Origin of the sequence: Mucilaginibacter gossypii (genome assembly GCF_017569325.2) — a bacterium.
GTDB lineage: Bacteria > Bacteroidota > Bacteroidia > Sphingobacteriales > Sphingobacteriaceae > Mucilaginibacter > Mucilaginibacter gossypii.
This window is the reverse complement of record NZ_CP071878.2, coordinates 1,945,512-1,962,083: the sequence shown is the minus strand read 5'-3', so window position 1 is coordinate 1,962,083 and position 16,572 is coordinate 1,945,512. Positions and strand designations below refer to the sequence as shown.

The 16,572-nt window shown below is 42.0% G+C and carries 11 protein-coding genes; 2 read left to right on the top strand and 9 right to left on the bottom strand.

What is annotated here, in order from left to right; genetic code table 11:
• Nucleotides 1–19 precede the first annotated feature (19 nt).
• The 3 genes from J3L18_RS08270 to J3L18_RS08260 form a co-directional block, all read right to left on the bottom strand.
• Nucleotides 20–685, bottom strand: a complete 666-nt coding sequence (locus tag J3L18_RS08270; protein ID WP_189549285.1) for an RNA polymerase sigma factor — start codon at nt 683–685, stop codon at nt 20–22.
• Nucleotides 686–820: 135 nt separating this feature from the next.
• Nucleotides 821–1,174, bottom strand: coding sequence for a HopJ type III effector protein (locus J3L18_RS08265; protein ID WP_129570123.1), 354 nt, complete (start codon nt 1,172–1,174; stop codon nt 821–823).
• Between the two features lie 91 nt (nt 1,175–1,265).
• Nucleotides 1,266–2,780 carry a lipase maturation factor family protein gene (locus J3L18_RS08260; protein ID WP_129570122.1) on the bottom strand — a complete coding sequence of 505 codons (1,515 nt, stop codon included), beginning with the start codon at nt 2,778–2,780 and terminating at the stop codon, nt 1,266–1,268.
• 174 nt (nt 2,781–2,954) lie between these two features.
• Here J3L18_RS08260 and J3L18_RS08255 point away from each other — a divergent pair, with 174 nt between their 5' ends.
• Together J3L18_RS08255 and J3L18_RS08250 are read left to right on the top strand one after the other, a co-directional pair.
• Complete coding sequence (locus tag J3L18_RS08255; protein ID WP_091170840.1) at nt 2,955–3,371, top strand: DUF1003 domain-containing protein; 417 nt, start codon at nt 2,955–2,957, stop codon at nt 3,369–3,371.
• A 414-nt stretch (nt 3,372–3,785) separates the two neighbouring features.
• Nucleotides 3,786–4,763, top strand: coding sequence for a 3-keto-disaccharide hydrolase (locus tag J3L18_RS08250; protein WP_129570121.1), 978 nt, complete (start codon nt 3,786–3,788; stop codon nt 4,761–4,763).
• Nucleotides 4,764–4,850: 87 nt separating this feature from the next.
• On the opposite strand, the gene J3L18_RS08245 is transcribed toward J3L18_RS08250, so the two are convergent.
• From J3L18_RS08245 to nirB, 6 genes are all read right to left on the bottom strand, one after another.
• Complete coding sequence (locus J3L18_RS08245) at nt 4,851–6,293, bottom strand: rubredoxin (RefSeq protein ID WP_223266196.1); 1,443 nt, start codon at nt 6,291–6,293, stop codon at nt 4,851–4,853.
• A 4-nt stretch (nt 6,294–6,297) separates the two neighbouring features.
• Nucleotides 6,298–9,813, bottom strand: a complete 3,516-nt coding sequence (locus J3L18_RS08240; RefSeq protein ID WP_129570120.1) for a nitrate reductase — start codon at nt 9,811–9,813, stop codon at nt 6,298–6,300.
• Between the two features lie 120 nt (nt 9,814–9,933).
• Entirely contained in the window at nt 9,934–11,226 is a 1,293-nt protein-coding gene (locus tag J3L18_RS08235) for an MFS transporter (RefSeq protein WP_129570119.1), read from the bottom strand.
• Nucleotides 11,227–11,319: 93 nt separating this feature from the next.
• Nucleotides 11,320–12,861: an alginate export family protein gene (locus tag J3L18_RS08230; protein ID WP_129570118.1), complete on the bottom strand. Its 1,542-nt coding sequence runs from the start codon at nt 12,859–12,861 to the stop codon at nt 11,320–11,322.
• A 596-nt stretch (nt 12,862–13,457) separates the two neighbouring features.
• The gene (gene nirD / locus J3L18_RS08225) at nt 13,458–13,808 is read right to left on the bottom strand and encodes a nitrite reductase small subunit NirD (protein WP_090525796.1); all 351 of its coding nucleotides are present in this window, start codon (nt 13,806–13,808) and stop codon (nt 13,458–13,460) included.
• A gap of 66 nt (nt 13,809–13,874) precedes the next feature.
• Nucleotides 13,875–16,370: a nitrite reductase large subunit NirB gene (gene nirB, locus J3L18_RS08220; protein WP_129570117.1), complete on the bottom strand. Its 2,496-nt coding sequence runs from the start codon at nt 16,368–16,370 to the stop codon at nt 13,875–13,877.
• Nucleotides 16,371–16,572: the final 202 nt, after the last annotated feature.

Sequence of the window (16,572 nt, the reverse complement as noted above, 5' to 3'; positions counted from 1 at the left end):
AAAGAGAAGAGAGGACTAATCAGATCTGAAAAAAAATAAAAAAAAGCGAGATTGTAAGCAAGATGGATAGTTGACCGTGCTTTATAAACTCGCGCATTTTTTTTAAAGCTGTAACAATGTGATTTTTTACGGTGTTTTTTGACAGGTTTAGCTTATCAGCAATTTGCTCATGCGTAAGCCCCTCTTCCCGGCTTAAATTGAGTATCAATTGTTGCTGCTGAGTAAGCATTTGCAAACAATGAATCACATGCTGGTTATATTCTTTAAAATCGTGATTTGAGGCTGCCGTTGCCTGCTCATACTGCATGTGTTGGTTAAGGAGCTGCTGTATTTTTTTTTCACGGGCGGCCGTACGTAAAAAGTCGAGTGATTTATTTACAGCCATCCGGTGAAGAAAAGCATCAACATTTTCTACTTCACTTAAGATCTCTTTAGCCGACCAGATCTTTACAAAAATATCAAGCACCAATTCTTCTGCAATTTCGCGAGACTTGACAACTTTATAAATATAGGCGAAAAGCCGGGGTTGGTTTTTTTGGAAGAATAACTTAAAAGCAAGCTCATCGCCCGATGACAGACGCTGGTGCAGCGAATTTGATATTTCGTCACCTGTATCGGATGAGCCCAAATTGTTGAACAAGGCAATATTATAATTGGAATCATAAAGTAACAATCTATTATTCAAATAATCAATAAATAAGTGAATAAATGATTGTTTAGAATACAATTAATAATGCGCTCTGTACCGGTCAACCTTTACTTAAATGATATATCGTAAATTATTGCTAAATATGTCGATAACGGAATCTTAAGGTCCGCTTCAGACCTGTCCTGACTTCAATACAAGTGCATCTCCTTCAAACCTGATTCCCGGCCAGCCATAGGCCATAAACTGACGGATATTCTGATGATCTGTACCATCTGGATTTGCAAGGACGGTCCTATAGTGCTCCGCAAATAAATAAAGCGTATCAGGCTCACTTAGATTATTGAGTTGTGCAAAAGCGAAAACCCTGGCGCTGCCCTGGTTCTGTGCTGCTTCGTTATAAACATTGCCATTTTTAAATGCAGTTGGCTGATGCTCGTAATAATTATTAATAAATTCGATAACTTCATTAAATGTAACTGTACCCTCTTTTAGGGCGGTAAGTAAACCAGACAATTGCTCTTTCATTAAGAAAATATTTTCGCGAAAATAAAATTTAAAAATAGTTATTGATGCAGGTCGTTGATTTCAATTGAAATGGAGCCGGATTAACCGTAGCCTATAGCCAGCCCTGGCCTTTTAGATAAGCAACAAATTGCGGGTTTTGCGCGGAAAGCACCGGTAACCATAATCCTAACTTTTCCCGCTCCCAGTAAGGGCCGGCACCAGGCGCGGGACGGGCAAAACGGTAACGGTAAATAACTGCACGAATATAACGCGGTGGTTTTTCCGGGAAAGGATTTCCGGCAAATAAACCAACTACCCCCGGTTCATTATGCAATAGTTTCCAGGCCAGATGATATGTCCAGGGGTACTGATCGGCTGTGGACATTGCGGCAAACCACATCTGCCAGTCCAGTCTTAATTGGTACGGCGCCACCTGGCGGGGAGACTGGTCAGGTGCTACCGGCAAGCCTTTATAAGGATAAACTTTCCAGTTTGCACTATCGGGATTGAGATCACTTGTTCCTTCAAAAACTACATTAAAACGTTCCTGTCCCACGCTGCCGAATGCACCATAGGTATTTACAAGCTCCAGTGGATCAAATGAGGTATTCATAATTTGTTTGGGCGACAGGAGGTTAAACGCGGGCTGGAAGCTTAGCAATCCTACTATACAAGTTACTATCAGTGCGGTGTAGTGCATAGGCTGCGAAACTTCAGCTTGCTCTTCGGCCTTCGCAGCTTTGCGTACAAGTACGCCCGGCAAAAGTTTAGCCCAAAAACCATCATCAAGGCAAGACAGCGCAGGCACAATGGTAAGCCAGTTCAAAAAAGAGAGGTTCCCGCTCAGGATGATTGCAAATTGAAACAAAATAATAACACTACCAGCGATGTGTCTGAATATCCGCGGGCCAAAAACAAACCAGGGTGCCAATAGTTCGGCCAGCCAATTGAACCAAACACCAAGCCGCAATAACGAATGTGGCAGAAAGTGAAACCAGCGGCTAAACGGTCCCGGTATTGGCTGGGTTTCAAAATAATAATACAATGCAGTTCCATTGCGCCACACAGCATCGCCACGATATTTGATCATTCCAGCACCAAACATGATCCGGAAGATGAGCCAGCGAAACAGGATGATAACCAGCAAAGGCGGCGGACGTCTGGGAAAAGGCCGCATATCCAGCAAAGGGCATAAAAATATAGCAAGAAAGCCCGTTTCTGTAAGTTGGATTTCCCAGCCATAACCATACCAGTCCTGCCCAACATGTACCAATGATAGATACAATACCCACAATACCCCCATTAAAAACGCGCTGGCATAACCGGCCACAACAATCAGGGATAAAATTAAACCTGTCCATGAAACAAGCAGTAATGCCTGATCTGAATGCCAAAACCAAAACACTGAAGGCAGCCGCATAAACCCTGCTCCTTTTGAACCCAGTGCTATACTTACCTGATGCAAATAATGATCAACCGGTAATAAGCCATTTGAGCCGATTAATGGCAGCACCTGGGTTATAGCCACAAGGAACGCCACCGCGTAAACCGCACCCAGCAAACGAAGGATCACAAAACGAGTGAGCCAGTATTGGGGTGCTGAGGTATGTTCAAAGCTATCTAACATAATGACATGTATCTTAAAGTTACAGAGATTTGAAGGCTATGGGTAGAAATATTTGATTAACGCAGTATTCGAATCAAAATGAATTTCTTGCTCATACCCTAAGGACTTCAGCCCAATAAGCAGCCACAGCAATTAAATTTATATATTTATTACCCAAAGCTTAATTCCTAAAAAATGGCAAACAATAAAAAAAACTGGTATCAAAGGCATATCGATTCTATGAACTTTGGGCAGCGATTGGCCGACTCTGTAGCGGCCGGCATGGGTTCATGGCGGTTCATCATCATTCAAACCTTAATTGTTGCGTTGTGGATGGCGCTAAACGTAGTGGCCTTTATTGGTCATTGGGACCCCTACCCATACATTTTATTAAACTTGTTGTTTTCAACCCAAGCGGCATATGCAGCCCCGATTATCATGATGGCACAGAACCGCCAAAATGAACGTGACCGCGCCCAGGCCAATGAAGACTTCCGAACCAATGTGGAAGCAAAAAAAGAAATTGAAGAATTGCAACTGCGCTTAAACGCCATTGAAGTAGACAAGCTTGACAGGATCCTGGCATTGCTTGAAAAAATGGATAAAGAATAATCCATAATCTCACAAACATGAAACCAACCACCTTTTCAGGATAGTTGGTTTCTTAATCTTTGCCAATCGTTTGTTGAGTGTAAAAGGTGTCCATAAAGCGCTGTTTTGGCAAGGTACCACTCGCTTAGCGCGCAATGATGCCTGGTCGGCAGTAGTTGTTGCGGGTAATCCAGCCCCAAACCTTACTATGTTTAATGCTGTTAAAGGTGACGCTCAAACAGCAGATCAAAAGCCGAATGATCGTTCTCCCTGATTCGTGAAAGCAAAAATAGTATCGGCATTTTCCATCATTTGATATTACAAACCTACATTACTAATGTTAACTAAACTTTAAGAAAATGATCGCTGTATGGTTGTTACAAAAAACTAACCGTGTAATAAAATATTGAATGATAGTTTGTAGATTTAAAAATTATGAGAAACCAAACTACTATTAAAAAGAACTCAAATAGCAGATTCATCCGCATACAGCTTATCGCGGGATTGCTGCTTTTAATAATTTCGGGAGCCAAAGCTCAACAGGCAAAGGATCCTGCCGTTATCGGCCGATGGGATATAACTATTGATAAAGGTGGCAAAAGCCTTCCTTCCTGGCTGGAAGTTCAAAAATCAGGCACACATACCCTGATTGGCCGTTTTACCTATGCTTTCGGAAGTGCGCGACCAATATCAGAAGTAAAACCACATGACGGCAAATACAGCTTTTCTATCCCGCTGCAATGGGAAGAGGGAAACCGGAACATGGATTTTGAATTTGAGGTTAAGGGTGAAGAATTAACCGGAACAATGGTATATTCAGATGGGGTTACTTATCATTTTACAGGTGTCAGAGCTCCATCAATGACAAGGGCAAAGGCACCTGTTTGGGGCAAACCTGTTAAACTGTTCAACGGTAAAGACACCAAAGGCTGGCATACTGACGGCAAAAACCAATGGGTAGTAGAATCGGGCATATTGAGAAGCAAGCACTCCGGCGCAAACCTTATTACCGATCAAAAATTCAGCGATTTTAAATTACACATCGAATTTCGCTATCAAAAAGGCAGCAACAGCGGCGTTTATCTGAGAGGGCGCTATGAGGTACAGGTTATCGACACTAAAACCGGTGAGCCTGAACCTATCAATAACCAGTTTAGCGCTATTTACGGTTTCCTGCCGCCTAATAAAATGATGGCAAAAAATGCCGGGGAATGGCAATCATATGATATTACACTGGTAGGGCGTTTAGTTACCATCGTAGCCAATGGCACCATGGTGATATGCCAGCAGGAGATTCCGGGCATTACCGGCGGGGCTATCGACAGTAAAGAAGGCGAACCAGGGCCGCTGCTGATTCAGGGGGATCACGGACCTATCGATTACAGAAACATTATCATTACTCCGGCAAAATAAATTACCGAAGGTATATTATTAAAAAAATCGGCCTGTTTACAATAAGCAAACAGGCCGATTTTTTTTAATTAATTTATTTAAAAACGATTAATCGGCTTGATACATCAGTTCTGCAAAGTTTTCCTTTTCGGCGCCGCAGGTTGGGCATTCATAGTCGCTTAAATTTTCAAAAGGCATTCCAGGTTCTATATTATTAAAGATATCTCCATACAACTCGTCATAAATAGTGAAGCAGCTTTTACATTGATGAACTGTTTTTTGATTGGGTGATTTAATTTCAGTATTGGTTTTGCTTACCGGCAATGGTGATAGGTTATTGATTTGTTGTTCATAAAACATATCGCAAAGCGCTGTCAGGTGCCTGCTTAAATCTGCTTTGGCAACACCTTGTTTGTAAATCACAAATTCGCGGGTATTGTGGTTAAAATCGCGGGTATGCACAATTTCAAATTCATCGGGCATCCGCGCGCGGATCATAATTGAGCCATAAATCCCCGATTTAGGCGACCGCTTTATGGCAAAGCTAAGTCCATATGTTCGCAAATCTGCCTCTTCAAATTCGCTTACCAATTGCTGCTTAAGCTCGAGGCAGGGATTGCAAAGGTCTTCAACCTGCCAGTTAAGCTCATTTGAAGCATGCCTGATGTTTACCCGGTATTTATTAAGCAGGTTACCCCATAACGGCCTGTGCTTTGCCTCGATATTTTTTATAAGCAGAGATTTCCATGGGCTAAAATACAATTGTCCAACCCGGGTTTGCATGCACAGGTTACAGATCTCTTTTAAAAACTCAATATCAAAAAGCTCGTGGCGCCTGTAAATACCCAGCCAATATTTATTACCCTGTTTGTTAAAACCTTCATAATAGGGTAGTTGAAATTCGGGAATAATAAGCGGTTGATCAATTTCCTGGATTACAAATTGGTAACCGGCAGTAACTAATTGATAAAGCTTATCGGGATTGATTTCAACCTGATCGTAAAACAGTTTTTTGTTGGCAAATATTACCTGTTGTATTGCCTTGCCAATGGCGGGAATATCATCCGAATAAACCAATACAGGCCAGCAATACAGGATATTAGTTTTAGGAAACCTGATATACAAGTACCAGTAATTACTTACCGGCGAAGAAATAAAATTAAGGTTACCGGTAAAAAACGAAGCAAAAGTTTGATTGCTATCAACCAGGTTTATTTTCAGTTCGGGCTGATAATCAAACAGATCGAAAATGTCTTTGTAAACACCTTCTTTGAGCCAGTTCTCCTGGTTAAAAATACCATCAGCTATGTACGAACTGGTGATGTTGGGATAAGTATCCTGGTTAACTTCATGGTCAATACCGGCACTAAGCATATCAAATTCCAGATCCTCCAGCCGTGCTTCTTCAATTTCAAAATACAATTGCTGCCGGTTCCCAAAACGGACCTGTTTTGCACCAGCATTTTGCGCGATGATGAGCATCTCGTAAAAATCACCGGCAGATGCTATACCTCCCGGCAAATTAATCTTAATTAGTTGCTTATTATCCATTGGTTTAAGCTTTTAATAATTGTTGCTCAAGTACTTCTTCCAACAGGCGTTTTACTTCGGGCCTGCATGATCCGCAGCCCGTTCCGGCTCCGGTTTGGCTGCAAACATCGGCCAGTTGCGTACAGCCGCCGGCTACTTTATTACGGATATTATCGGCACCCACATTATTACAACTACAAACCAATTTACCTAAAACAGGTTCGGCCGTTTTACCGCTGCGGAGCAGTTTAAGGCGCTTGTCGCTGAGCTCGGTTTTGTTTGCTATCAGCTCTCTGAATTCCTGGAACTCGCCTTTATCCCCAATCAAAATGGTGCCCACCAGCCTGTCCTGGTGAATAATGCATTTTTTATAATAACGCTTTGCCTTATCTATAAACACAATTTCTTCATAGTCTTTTTCATTCGGGCAATCAGATAAACCTATACTGCACAGATCAAAACCATGAATTTTGATGATATTCATAAACAGGCTTCCCTTATAGTAACTGGCAATGTCGCCATTCATATACCCTGCAACCACAGCAGCTTGCTGTTCTGCAGCGGCAGTTATACCGTATAATGTGCCGTTAAACTCTGCTATTTCGCCAATGGCATATATGTTTGGATCGCTGGTAAGCAAACGTTCGTTTACAATTACGCCGCGCTTAATTTCAAGGCCGCAATCTTTTGCTATTTCAAGATTTGGCATAGTACCAATGGCAAGAATCATTGCATCGCAGTCAATTTTTCGACCGCTTTTTAAACCTATACCGGTAAGCTTGCTGCGGCCATAAAACAATTGCACTTCGTCGTCATAAAAGATGTCGCAGCCCTGGTCAACCATTTCTTCATGCAAGAGCCTGCTGCCTAACTCGTCCAATTGGCGGTTTAAAAATCTTGATGTACGCTGAATAATGGTAATCGTAATCCCTATTTCACGTAGGGAAGCCGCCATCTCCAAACCCAACAGGCCGCCACCAACAATAACCACATGTCCGTTTTTAGGTACATGCTTTTTAAAGTTGTCAGCATCGTTACGGCTGCGCATACTGAAGATACCCGGCAACGATGGAACGTTTTTAGGAATTGCTGCCCGGCTGCCGGTGGCCAACAGCAATACATCGTAATAAGTTTTTACGCCCCGACTATCCAACACATATTTGTTAACACGGTCTATTTTCTCGACACTTACGCCACGTAATAACCTTATTTTAAGTTCGGGTTCTTCCTCATCCGTCATTTTTACCAGTTGCTCCCAGCGTTGCTCGCCGCTGATATAATCTGGCAGCATAACGCGGTTGTAAAAAGGATGATCTTCTTTGCTAAAAATGATGATCTCATCATTTTTGTTCAACTCCCGGTATGACCGCACGAAGCCGTGCGCACCGGCACCGGCGCCAACAACCACAATTCTTTGAAAAGGCTTTTTATACTTTTGAATCTTTACTGCGCAATACTTAAAATCCGGCTCTTTTGATATCGGATCAAGTGCGTCATTAGTAACATTGTTAATGCGGTGGAGATCATTGTTCAGTATCTTGCCCCAATGCATCGGCACAAAAACAACACCCTGTTTTATCTGTTCGGTAATCCGGGCTTTTACCCTCACTTCACCCCTTCGGGATGTAATAATAGTAACATCGCCTTCCCTGATCTCCAATGCTTCAGCATCAACAGGATTGATTTCGATAAATGACTCTTTAATATGCTGATTAAGCTTATTCACCTTACCGGTTTTGCTCATGGTATGCCATTGATCGCGGATACGGCCGGTAGTGAGAATAAAAGGATAGTCGCCGTCAGGAACCTCGCTGGTATGCGCATCCGGTACCGCGCTTATCTTAGCGTTACGTGTTTCGGTATAAAATTGCTTGTCGGTAAACAAGCGAGGTGTCCCTGGTATCGCATTACGTTTTTTATAAGGCCATTGTATTGATCGTTGTTGTATGATGGTTTCGTGCGTGAGCCCGCTGATATCAATATTGGTTTTCCCTGTTAGCTTAGCATGCTCGGTATAAATTTGTGCGGCATTTTTGAAGTCGAAGCCTTTATACCCCATTTTTTGAGCAAAACGGCAAATGATCTCGCTATCCGGCATAGCCTCGCCTGGGGGGTCAAGTACTTTACTCAAATAACTGATCCGCCTTTCAGAATTGGTCATAGTACCCTCCTTTTCGGCCCAGGCTGCTGCAGGGAGGATCACATCGGCATAAGCCAATGTTTCGGGCTTATTACTAATCTCCTGAACCACTACAAACTTTGCTTTTTTCAAAGCCGCTTCGGCAAGGCGTACGTTTGGCAAGCTGGTTAAGGGGTTGGTACACATGATCCAGATGGCTTTAAGGCGGCCATCATTTAATGCCTCAAACATCTCCGTTGCGGTAAGACCAGGTTTTGCGGCTATCTCTGTACCTCCCCAAAACTTCTGCACCTCCGCCCTGTCAGCCGGGTTAGTTAAAATACGATGCGCCGGTAAAAGATTAGCAAGCCCTCCCACTTCGCGCCCGCCCATAGCATTTGGTTGCCCCGTTAGCGATAATGGGCCAGATCCCGGCTTACCAATATGGCCTGTTATCAAATTAAGATTCAGGAGGCTTAAATTTTTATTTACCCCAACAGCGCTTTGATTTAGCCCCATTGTCCACATCGTTATAAAACCTTTTGCATCGCCAATATAACTGGCAGCAAGCCGGATGTCGTTTTCACTTACACCGCAAATTGCAGATGATTCAGCAAGGGTACGTTCAAATACCAATTTGCTGTACTGCTCAAAACCATCAGCATGATTGTTTACAAAATCAATATCGATATCCCCGTTCTCTATCAATACCCTGCCAATAGCGTGGTTAAGGGTGATATCGGTACCCGGGTTTAACTGCAGGTGCAGATCGGCATTGCTGCAGGTATCCGTAACCCGGGGGTCAACTACGATGATCTTTACCTCGGGATTTGCGGCTTTATGCGCTTCAACCCTTCGCCATAAAATAGGATGGCACCAGGCTGGGTTAGCTCCGGTAACATAAAAGCAATCGGCCAGTTCAATATCGTCATAACAAACAGGTACAGTATCCTCGCCTAAAGCAATTTTATACGCGGCAACCGCGCTGCTCATACACAAGCGCGAATTAGTATCTATATTATTACTGCCAATAAAACCTTTAATTAACTTATTGACAACATAATATTCTTCAGTAAGGCACTGGCCTGAGGCATAAAATGCAACCGAATCCGGCCCGTATTTATCAATGAACGTTTTAAAAATGGCTGCTGTGCGCTCCAATGCGTCGTCCCAGCTTACCCTTTGCAGGGGCATGCTTTTGTTATAACGCATTTGAGGGTACAGCAGCCTGTCGGTTTTATCATTAGCTGTGTAATGCAGGTTAAGCCCTTTACTGCACAACATGCCTTTATTTACAGGATAGTCCTTATCGCCCTCAAGCGTTATACTGCCATTTTTTTCTTTATTAATTACCACGCCGCATCCTACTCCGCAGTAGCAGCAAGTACTTTTAAATGTATTTTGAGGGCGTTTGTTCAACATTTCTTTTAAGCTAAAAGCTTAAGGCTGAAAGCCAAAAGCTCTTTTATTTATTACTATTTATTATGTATTTTAAGCAGAAAGCGTTAATGGCTTTCTGCTTAAAGTTTTTTTGCCCGGGCTTTAAGCTCCTAAAGCTAAAGCTGGTTCATCTGCTGGTTGAGCTTCAGCCTGTTTTTGAAAACGGGTGATCAGCACAATCACGGAAATCACCATAACAGTTATACCGATGTAAGTAAATGCCTGTATATAAGTGATATGTTCGGATTTGAAAAGAAACCCAAACAACATCCCCCCAAGGTTACCGCCTGCACCCACTATACCGCTTACCATCCCAACATTTTTACTATTGATAAACGGAACTATACCATAAGTAGCACCATTTGACATTTTGAGGAACAGTGCAAACGAGAGCATGGAAATAATAGCCATTGTAAGGTTGCCCGAATTTGCAAACAGAACAAGACCAATGCCTTCCAGCAGCAGTACGCCGGCAAGCAATAAGCCCTTGCCCCGCATTCCGAATTTGCCACCAACTTTGTCAGATACAATGCCGCCTAATGCACGGGCAAAAATGTTCATGAAGCCAAAAATACCTGCCCAGAAACCGGCCGAACTTTGCGACAAATGAAAAGTATCTACAAAATGCAGAGAAGCTACATTATCAAAAGTGATCTCCATACCAAAACACATCGCATAGGCCAGTGTAAGTGCCCAAACACGCCAGTCGGCCAATATCGACCAATCGGTTTTTGATGGGTTGGTTTTGGCATAACCTACTTCATCATAGTTACCGTTAGGCGTGTCTTTGGTAAATTTCCAGTATACGAATGCTATTATCAGCATCATTACACCCGGAACTATCATGGCATACCTCCAAGCTTCGGCCTTGGTAAAACCGGCCCCCACTATAGCAGCAAATATTAAAGGCATCACCATATTGGTTACACCACCGCCAAGGTTACCCCAACCACCGGTTACCGCGTTGGCTGTACCTTTTATATTAGGCGCAAACATCATAGAAGTGTGGAACTGGGTAATTACAAACGATGAACCTATTACACCGATTGCCAACCGAAACAATAAGAAAGACGTGTAATCATGCGCCAGACCTACCAGAAAAACAGGCAATGACCCTATTATTAATAACCTAACGGCTGTTTTGCGCGGCCCCCAGGTATCACAAAGTTTACCTATAATAAGGCGGGCAATAATTGTTGCAGCTACAGATGCAATGATGGTGTTACCCACTTGTCCTTTACTCAAATGTAATTCGGCACGGATGGTTGGCATTAACGGAGCCAGGCCGAACCAGCCAAAAAAGCAAACAAAAAACATGAGCCAGGTAATGTGAAAGGTGCGCATTTGTACACCCTTCAATGAAAATATGTTGAGTTTGGTAAGTTGTTTTTCCATTTTTTTAAGCTTAAAGCTCAAAGCCTAAGGCTAAAAGCTGTTTGTTTGTACTTTGATTTTTTAACATTTCTCGCTTTCGGTTTTTAGCCTACATTACTTATTCAAAAACTCAGGTTTGATATTAAGCTGCAGGTACGCCCAAAACGGGTGCAGTTTGCTGCTATCCGGCGTTAAACCTTTAGCATACTCCATGCTGTGAGTTGCTGCCATGTAGGATAAGCCCAGATCCACAGCGGTGAATTTGTTAAGTTTATAGCTGTTGGTGAGGTCAAATTCAGTACCCAAATATTCGTCGATAGGTTGCCCGTTTGTTCCTTTCTGATCTTTAGCCAACAGAAAGTAATGATTAGCCAAATCAACGCTAAAACGCTTATTATCTGAAAGATATTTAATTTTAACGTAAGGGTTGCTCAAGCCGCCGGTTGGGGATCCGGTGCCTGCATAAAAATAGTCCATATAGCCCCAGAACTTATGCGGGGTACCATACAATGGGTCAAACCTGTGATTGGTTTTTGAAGAGGACAGCGCATCATTTCCTGACAGGTAATCCCATCCGGCTGTGTAAGCCATGTTACTGCTTTTGTATGATAAAGACCCGGTATAAGTGTAAGCACTTAACTCAGCACCGTCGCGATCATGACCTCCCTGGTAATAAAATCCAGCGGTAGCAGCCCATTCATCTTTGCTACCGAAAACGGGATTAACAAGCAGCCCGGTTGTATAACGGGTATTAACTCCTGGTTGATTAAACCGGCGGCCATATATATAACCAACATCTTCGCCTGATACATTTTTTACCGAATCGAGCTTGTATTTGGCAAATTGATCGGCAAGGAAAAGGCCGGTTACCTTTGTTTTATTAAATTTTTTAGCAAAGTAGAGGTATTCAAGTGCTTTATAGTTTTGGTTTTGCCCATTAGTACCGGGAGGATTTAAAAATGAAAGATTGCCATTTTTGGCACTAACGCCCGATGCATTAACCAGCGGGATAAGCCCGGCAGGGGTATTAGCCAAATTACCTTTGCTATCCTTTACCGTAGCGGGCACATTGGCCGGTGTATAATAGGTACCGTTATAATTAATAGCATCAGAACTCTGATTGAATGCTGCGCCGAGGTCAACCTGCCAGCCTGATTGAAGAAGTTTTAATACGATGGCGTCGTGCCTGCGGGCCTGCTGAATCCAGTCGGTAGCACCAAGCAAGCGTTCATCGTCATAGCTAATTTCCTGGCGACCAGCTTTTATGGCGAAATAATCGACAGGTGATTTTTTAAAGGAAGTGTCTTTTTTGTTGGAGAGGATCAGCTCGGCCCAGGCTTCGTGAAGGCTTAGCCGGCTGCCATCGTTGATAGTAATAGTTGAGGCATCCTGGCCCCAAAGCCTTACATCCTGTACGGATGTTTGGAAAATAAGCTTGCTGCTTTTGTAATTAAAGGTGAGCCGCGTTCGTTGTGACACAAAGGCCGCGTTTTTGTTACCTACCGGTTCTAAAGTTCCATAACCATCACGTAATTCGCCCCTTGTTTTGATCTGCCCTGTCAAAGACAGCTGCGCAGAAGCATTATAAGAAACGAAACATGATATAATTAATAGAATTTTTCCAATAGTGTATTGATTAGATACATTTTTGTACATTTGAATTGGTTTTTTATTTGTTAAAGCGATTAAAAACTATTTAACCCTGTCTGGGAATGCGACCTCCCGGCAGGGCTTTTTTATTATTTTTTGATTTTTACCATAGGCTCAATCTTTTTTGATTTATTTATCTGTTTAATTATGATAAATATAACTTATTTAATGATTGCGTACAAATAATTGATTTTTAAAATTAATTTTTATGATTAAAATCATTAAAAACTATATTTTTTGATAAAAACTCAAATTACAAACGATCAAAAACAGATGAAATGCATTTTTAACAATTTATTAATAGATAAAAAATTAATAAACCATCGCAAAAACCAAATTAAAACCCTTTAAACAAAATAAAATCACTATAAAAAATCACATACATCGATATAACGCCATTTAAATTTGCTTTAAACTCTAAAAATTCGAAAAATAAATTCAAAATAAGACAGCAAAAACGAACATGACTTTATTAACCAATGCCTTGGTGTATTAAATACACCGAAATTTTAAACAAAAACACAAAAAAAGCGCCATTACCCCTTTCGGCAACGGCGCTTAATGTAAATTTCGTTCTATTTTCCGCCTAAATACACTAACATTTAATCAACTCCGACAAAAACTTTTCCATCGGCTATTTTTACCGGATAAGTTTTTATCACCAATTCCTCTTCACCCAGACACTCACCTGTAAGCAGCGAAAATGTTTTTTTATGAAAAGGACAAGCTACTTTTGGCTCGCAGCTTTCGCCGGCACTGCCGATCATGCCACGCGATATTGCCATTTGCTGCTTATGCGGACAAAGATTTTGCGTAGCATACCATTCATTGCGACGTGTAAAATTAAATATTGCTATCTGTTCATCACCGTGCTTAATACATGATCCGCCATTTTCGGGCACATCATCAACATAACAGGCCATGATCCATTGGGTTGCTATTGTTGCTTCCATTGTGTTTTCTTTTTAATAATGATCAATCTAACTTTGAACTAAAAACTCGGGATTTCCTAATAAAGCCTACCATTCCTTAGCGCGAACCTGTTCACGCATTGGCTCAAATTGAGCATGAGGATCTTTTTCATCAGGCGCATTTATAAAATGAGCGAAGCGCTTGCGCATTGAAGGGTTATTTATAGCTTCTTTCCACTCACAATGGTAAGTGTTTACCAATGTCTGCATTTCCTCTTCCAACTGCTCGCCCAATCCAAGACTGTCATTTACTATTACATTTTTAAGATAGCTCATGCCACCGTCGAGCTTATTAAGCCAGGTTGCTGTCCGGGTTAACTGATCGGCTGTTTTTATATAAAACATCAGGAACCTGTCGAGATATTTAACTACAGTCTCCTTATCAATATCTGTAGCCAACAACTGGGCGTGCTGAGGCTTTGAGCCACCATTGCCACACACATATAAATTCCAACCTTTCTCTGTGGCTATAATTCCAAAATCTTTTGATTGCGCTTCGGCACACTCCCTAACACAACCGCTTACACCACCTTTAATTTTATGCGGCGCGCGGATCCCCTTATATCTATCCTCCACCTCGATGGCGAAAGTTACACTATCATGCAAGCCAAACCTGCACCAGGTACTGCCTACACAGCTTTTTACAGTACGGAGTGCCTTGCCGTAAGCATGCCCACTTTCAAAACCGGCATCAATAAGCTCTTCCCAAATTAAAGGAAGATCGCTCAGGTGGGCACCAAACATATCAATGCGTTGCCCTCCGGTTATTTTAGTATACAACCCGTATCTTTTAGCAACCTGGCCAATCACGATCAATTTATCAGGCGTAATTTCACCACCCGGAATACGCGGCACAACAGAATAAGTACCTCCCTTTTGAATATTGGCTAAAAAACGATCATTGCTATCCTGTATTACTTCCTGCTTTACAATAACATCATTCCATAAGCTGGATAAAATACTGGCAACAACCGGCTTGCAAACCTCACAGCCATCGCCCTTGCCATAATGATCAAGTACCAGATCGTAGTTTTTCAGCCCGTTTATTTTAACAAGGTCAAACAATTCCTGGCGCGAGTAATCAAAATGCTCACAAATAACATTTTTAATATACTGACCATTTGCCTTCATGGTGCCGGCAATCAAATCTTTTACCAATGGTACGCAACCGCCGCAGCCTGTACCCGCCTTGGTGCATTTTTTCATGCCATCAATACCAGTCACACCACCCTCATTTACAGCCGAACAGATTGCACCTTTGGTAACCGCCTCGCATGAGCAGATCAGCGCACCATCAGGCAAGCTCATTACACCTGCCCCTGCATTAGCTTCACCTCCCCTTGATCCTAATATCAGATCTTCAGGATCCGGCGGCAGTACTATTTTATTATTAACGGTTTGCAGCAGCATATTATAAGCATCTGCATCGCCGATTAAAATACCACCTAAAAGGTTCTTGCCATCGTTTGTAATGTTAATGCGCTTATAAATCCCCTTATGCGTGTCCTCAAACAAAATGGTACGGCAATCAGGTTCAGTAATAAAGGCATCACCAAAACTGGCCACATCAACACCAATCAACTTTAGTTTGGTGCTCATATCATAGCCATAAAAACTCTTATCAGCCTCAGTTAAATGAGCTGCTACAATATCAGCCATCTCATAGCCGGGTGCAACGAGGCCATATATCATACCTTCGTATAAAGCACATTCACCAATAGCATAAATACATTCATCACTGGTTTGCATTTTTTCGTTCACCACAATACCGCCACGTGTACCTACATGCAAACCCGCCAATTTAGCCAGCTCATCGCGCGGGCGAATACCGGCCGAAATAACCAGCATATCTACAGCAAGCTGGCTATCATCATTAAATTTTAACGACTGTATTTTTTTATCGCCGGTAATAGCGGCTGTGCTTTTATTTAAGTGAATATGCAACCCCAGCTGGCTCAATTTCATTTGCAACATATTACTCCCTGCAGAGTCTATCTGACGCGGCATCAGGCGCGGTGCAAATTCGATGACATGCGTTTCAGAAATGCCAAGATCTATTAAAGCCTTAGCAGCTTCCAGCCCCAGCAAGCCGCCACCCATTACAGCCCCTGATTTTGCATTAACAGCGCAGGCCTTGATCAACTCCAGGTCTTCAATGGTGCGATACACGAACACACCTTCCTTTTCAATACCCGGAATATCAGGTACAAAAGCCGATGAGCCGGTTGCTAAAACCAGGTAATCATATTTAAGTGTAATGCCTTTTAAAGAGTGGATTGTTTTTTCGGTGCGATTGATTTCCTGGATGGGGTCATCCAAATGCAGCGCGATGCCATTATCTGAATACCACGATAAAGTGGATAACGAAAGATCATCAGCAGTCTTGCCGTTAAAATATTCACTAAGATGCACCCTGTCATAAGCGTGACGCGGCTCTTCGCCAAAAACAATTATTTGGAACTGCGTTGATCTGGCTAAAAGTTTTTCGCAAAACTTATAACCTACCATACCGTTGCCAACAACAATGATAGTTGGTTTTGACATATCGAAATTTTTTAAATGTTAAAGCAATTTTCAAACTAAAAATGAATCAACTGCGACCTTGATTTCATTTATATTACAATTATAACTCAAAAAAGCATCAAATAAAAATTTAATTTCAATTTTTTGTTAAATAAATCATGATTATTGACGTTTAAATTCATAAATTAGTACTATTAATATAATTTATATCATTATTTAAATA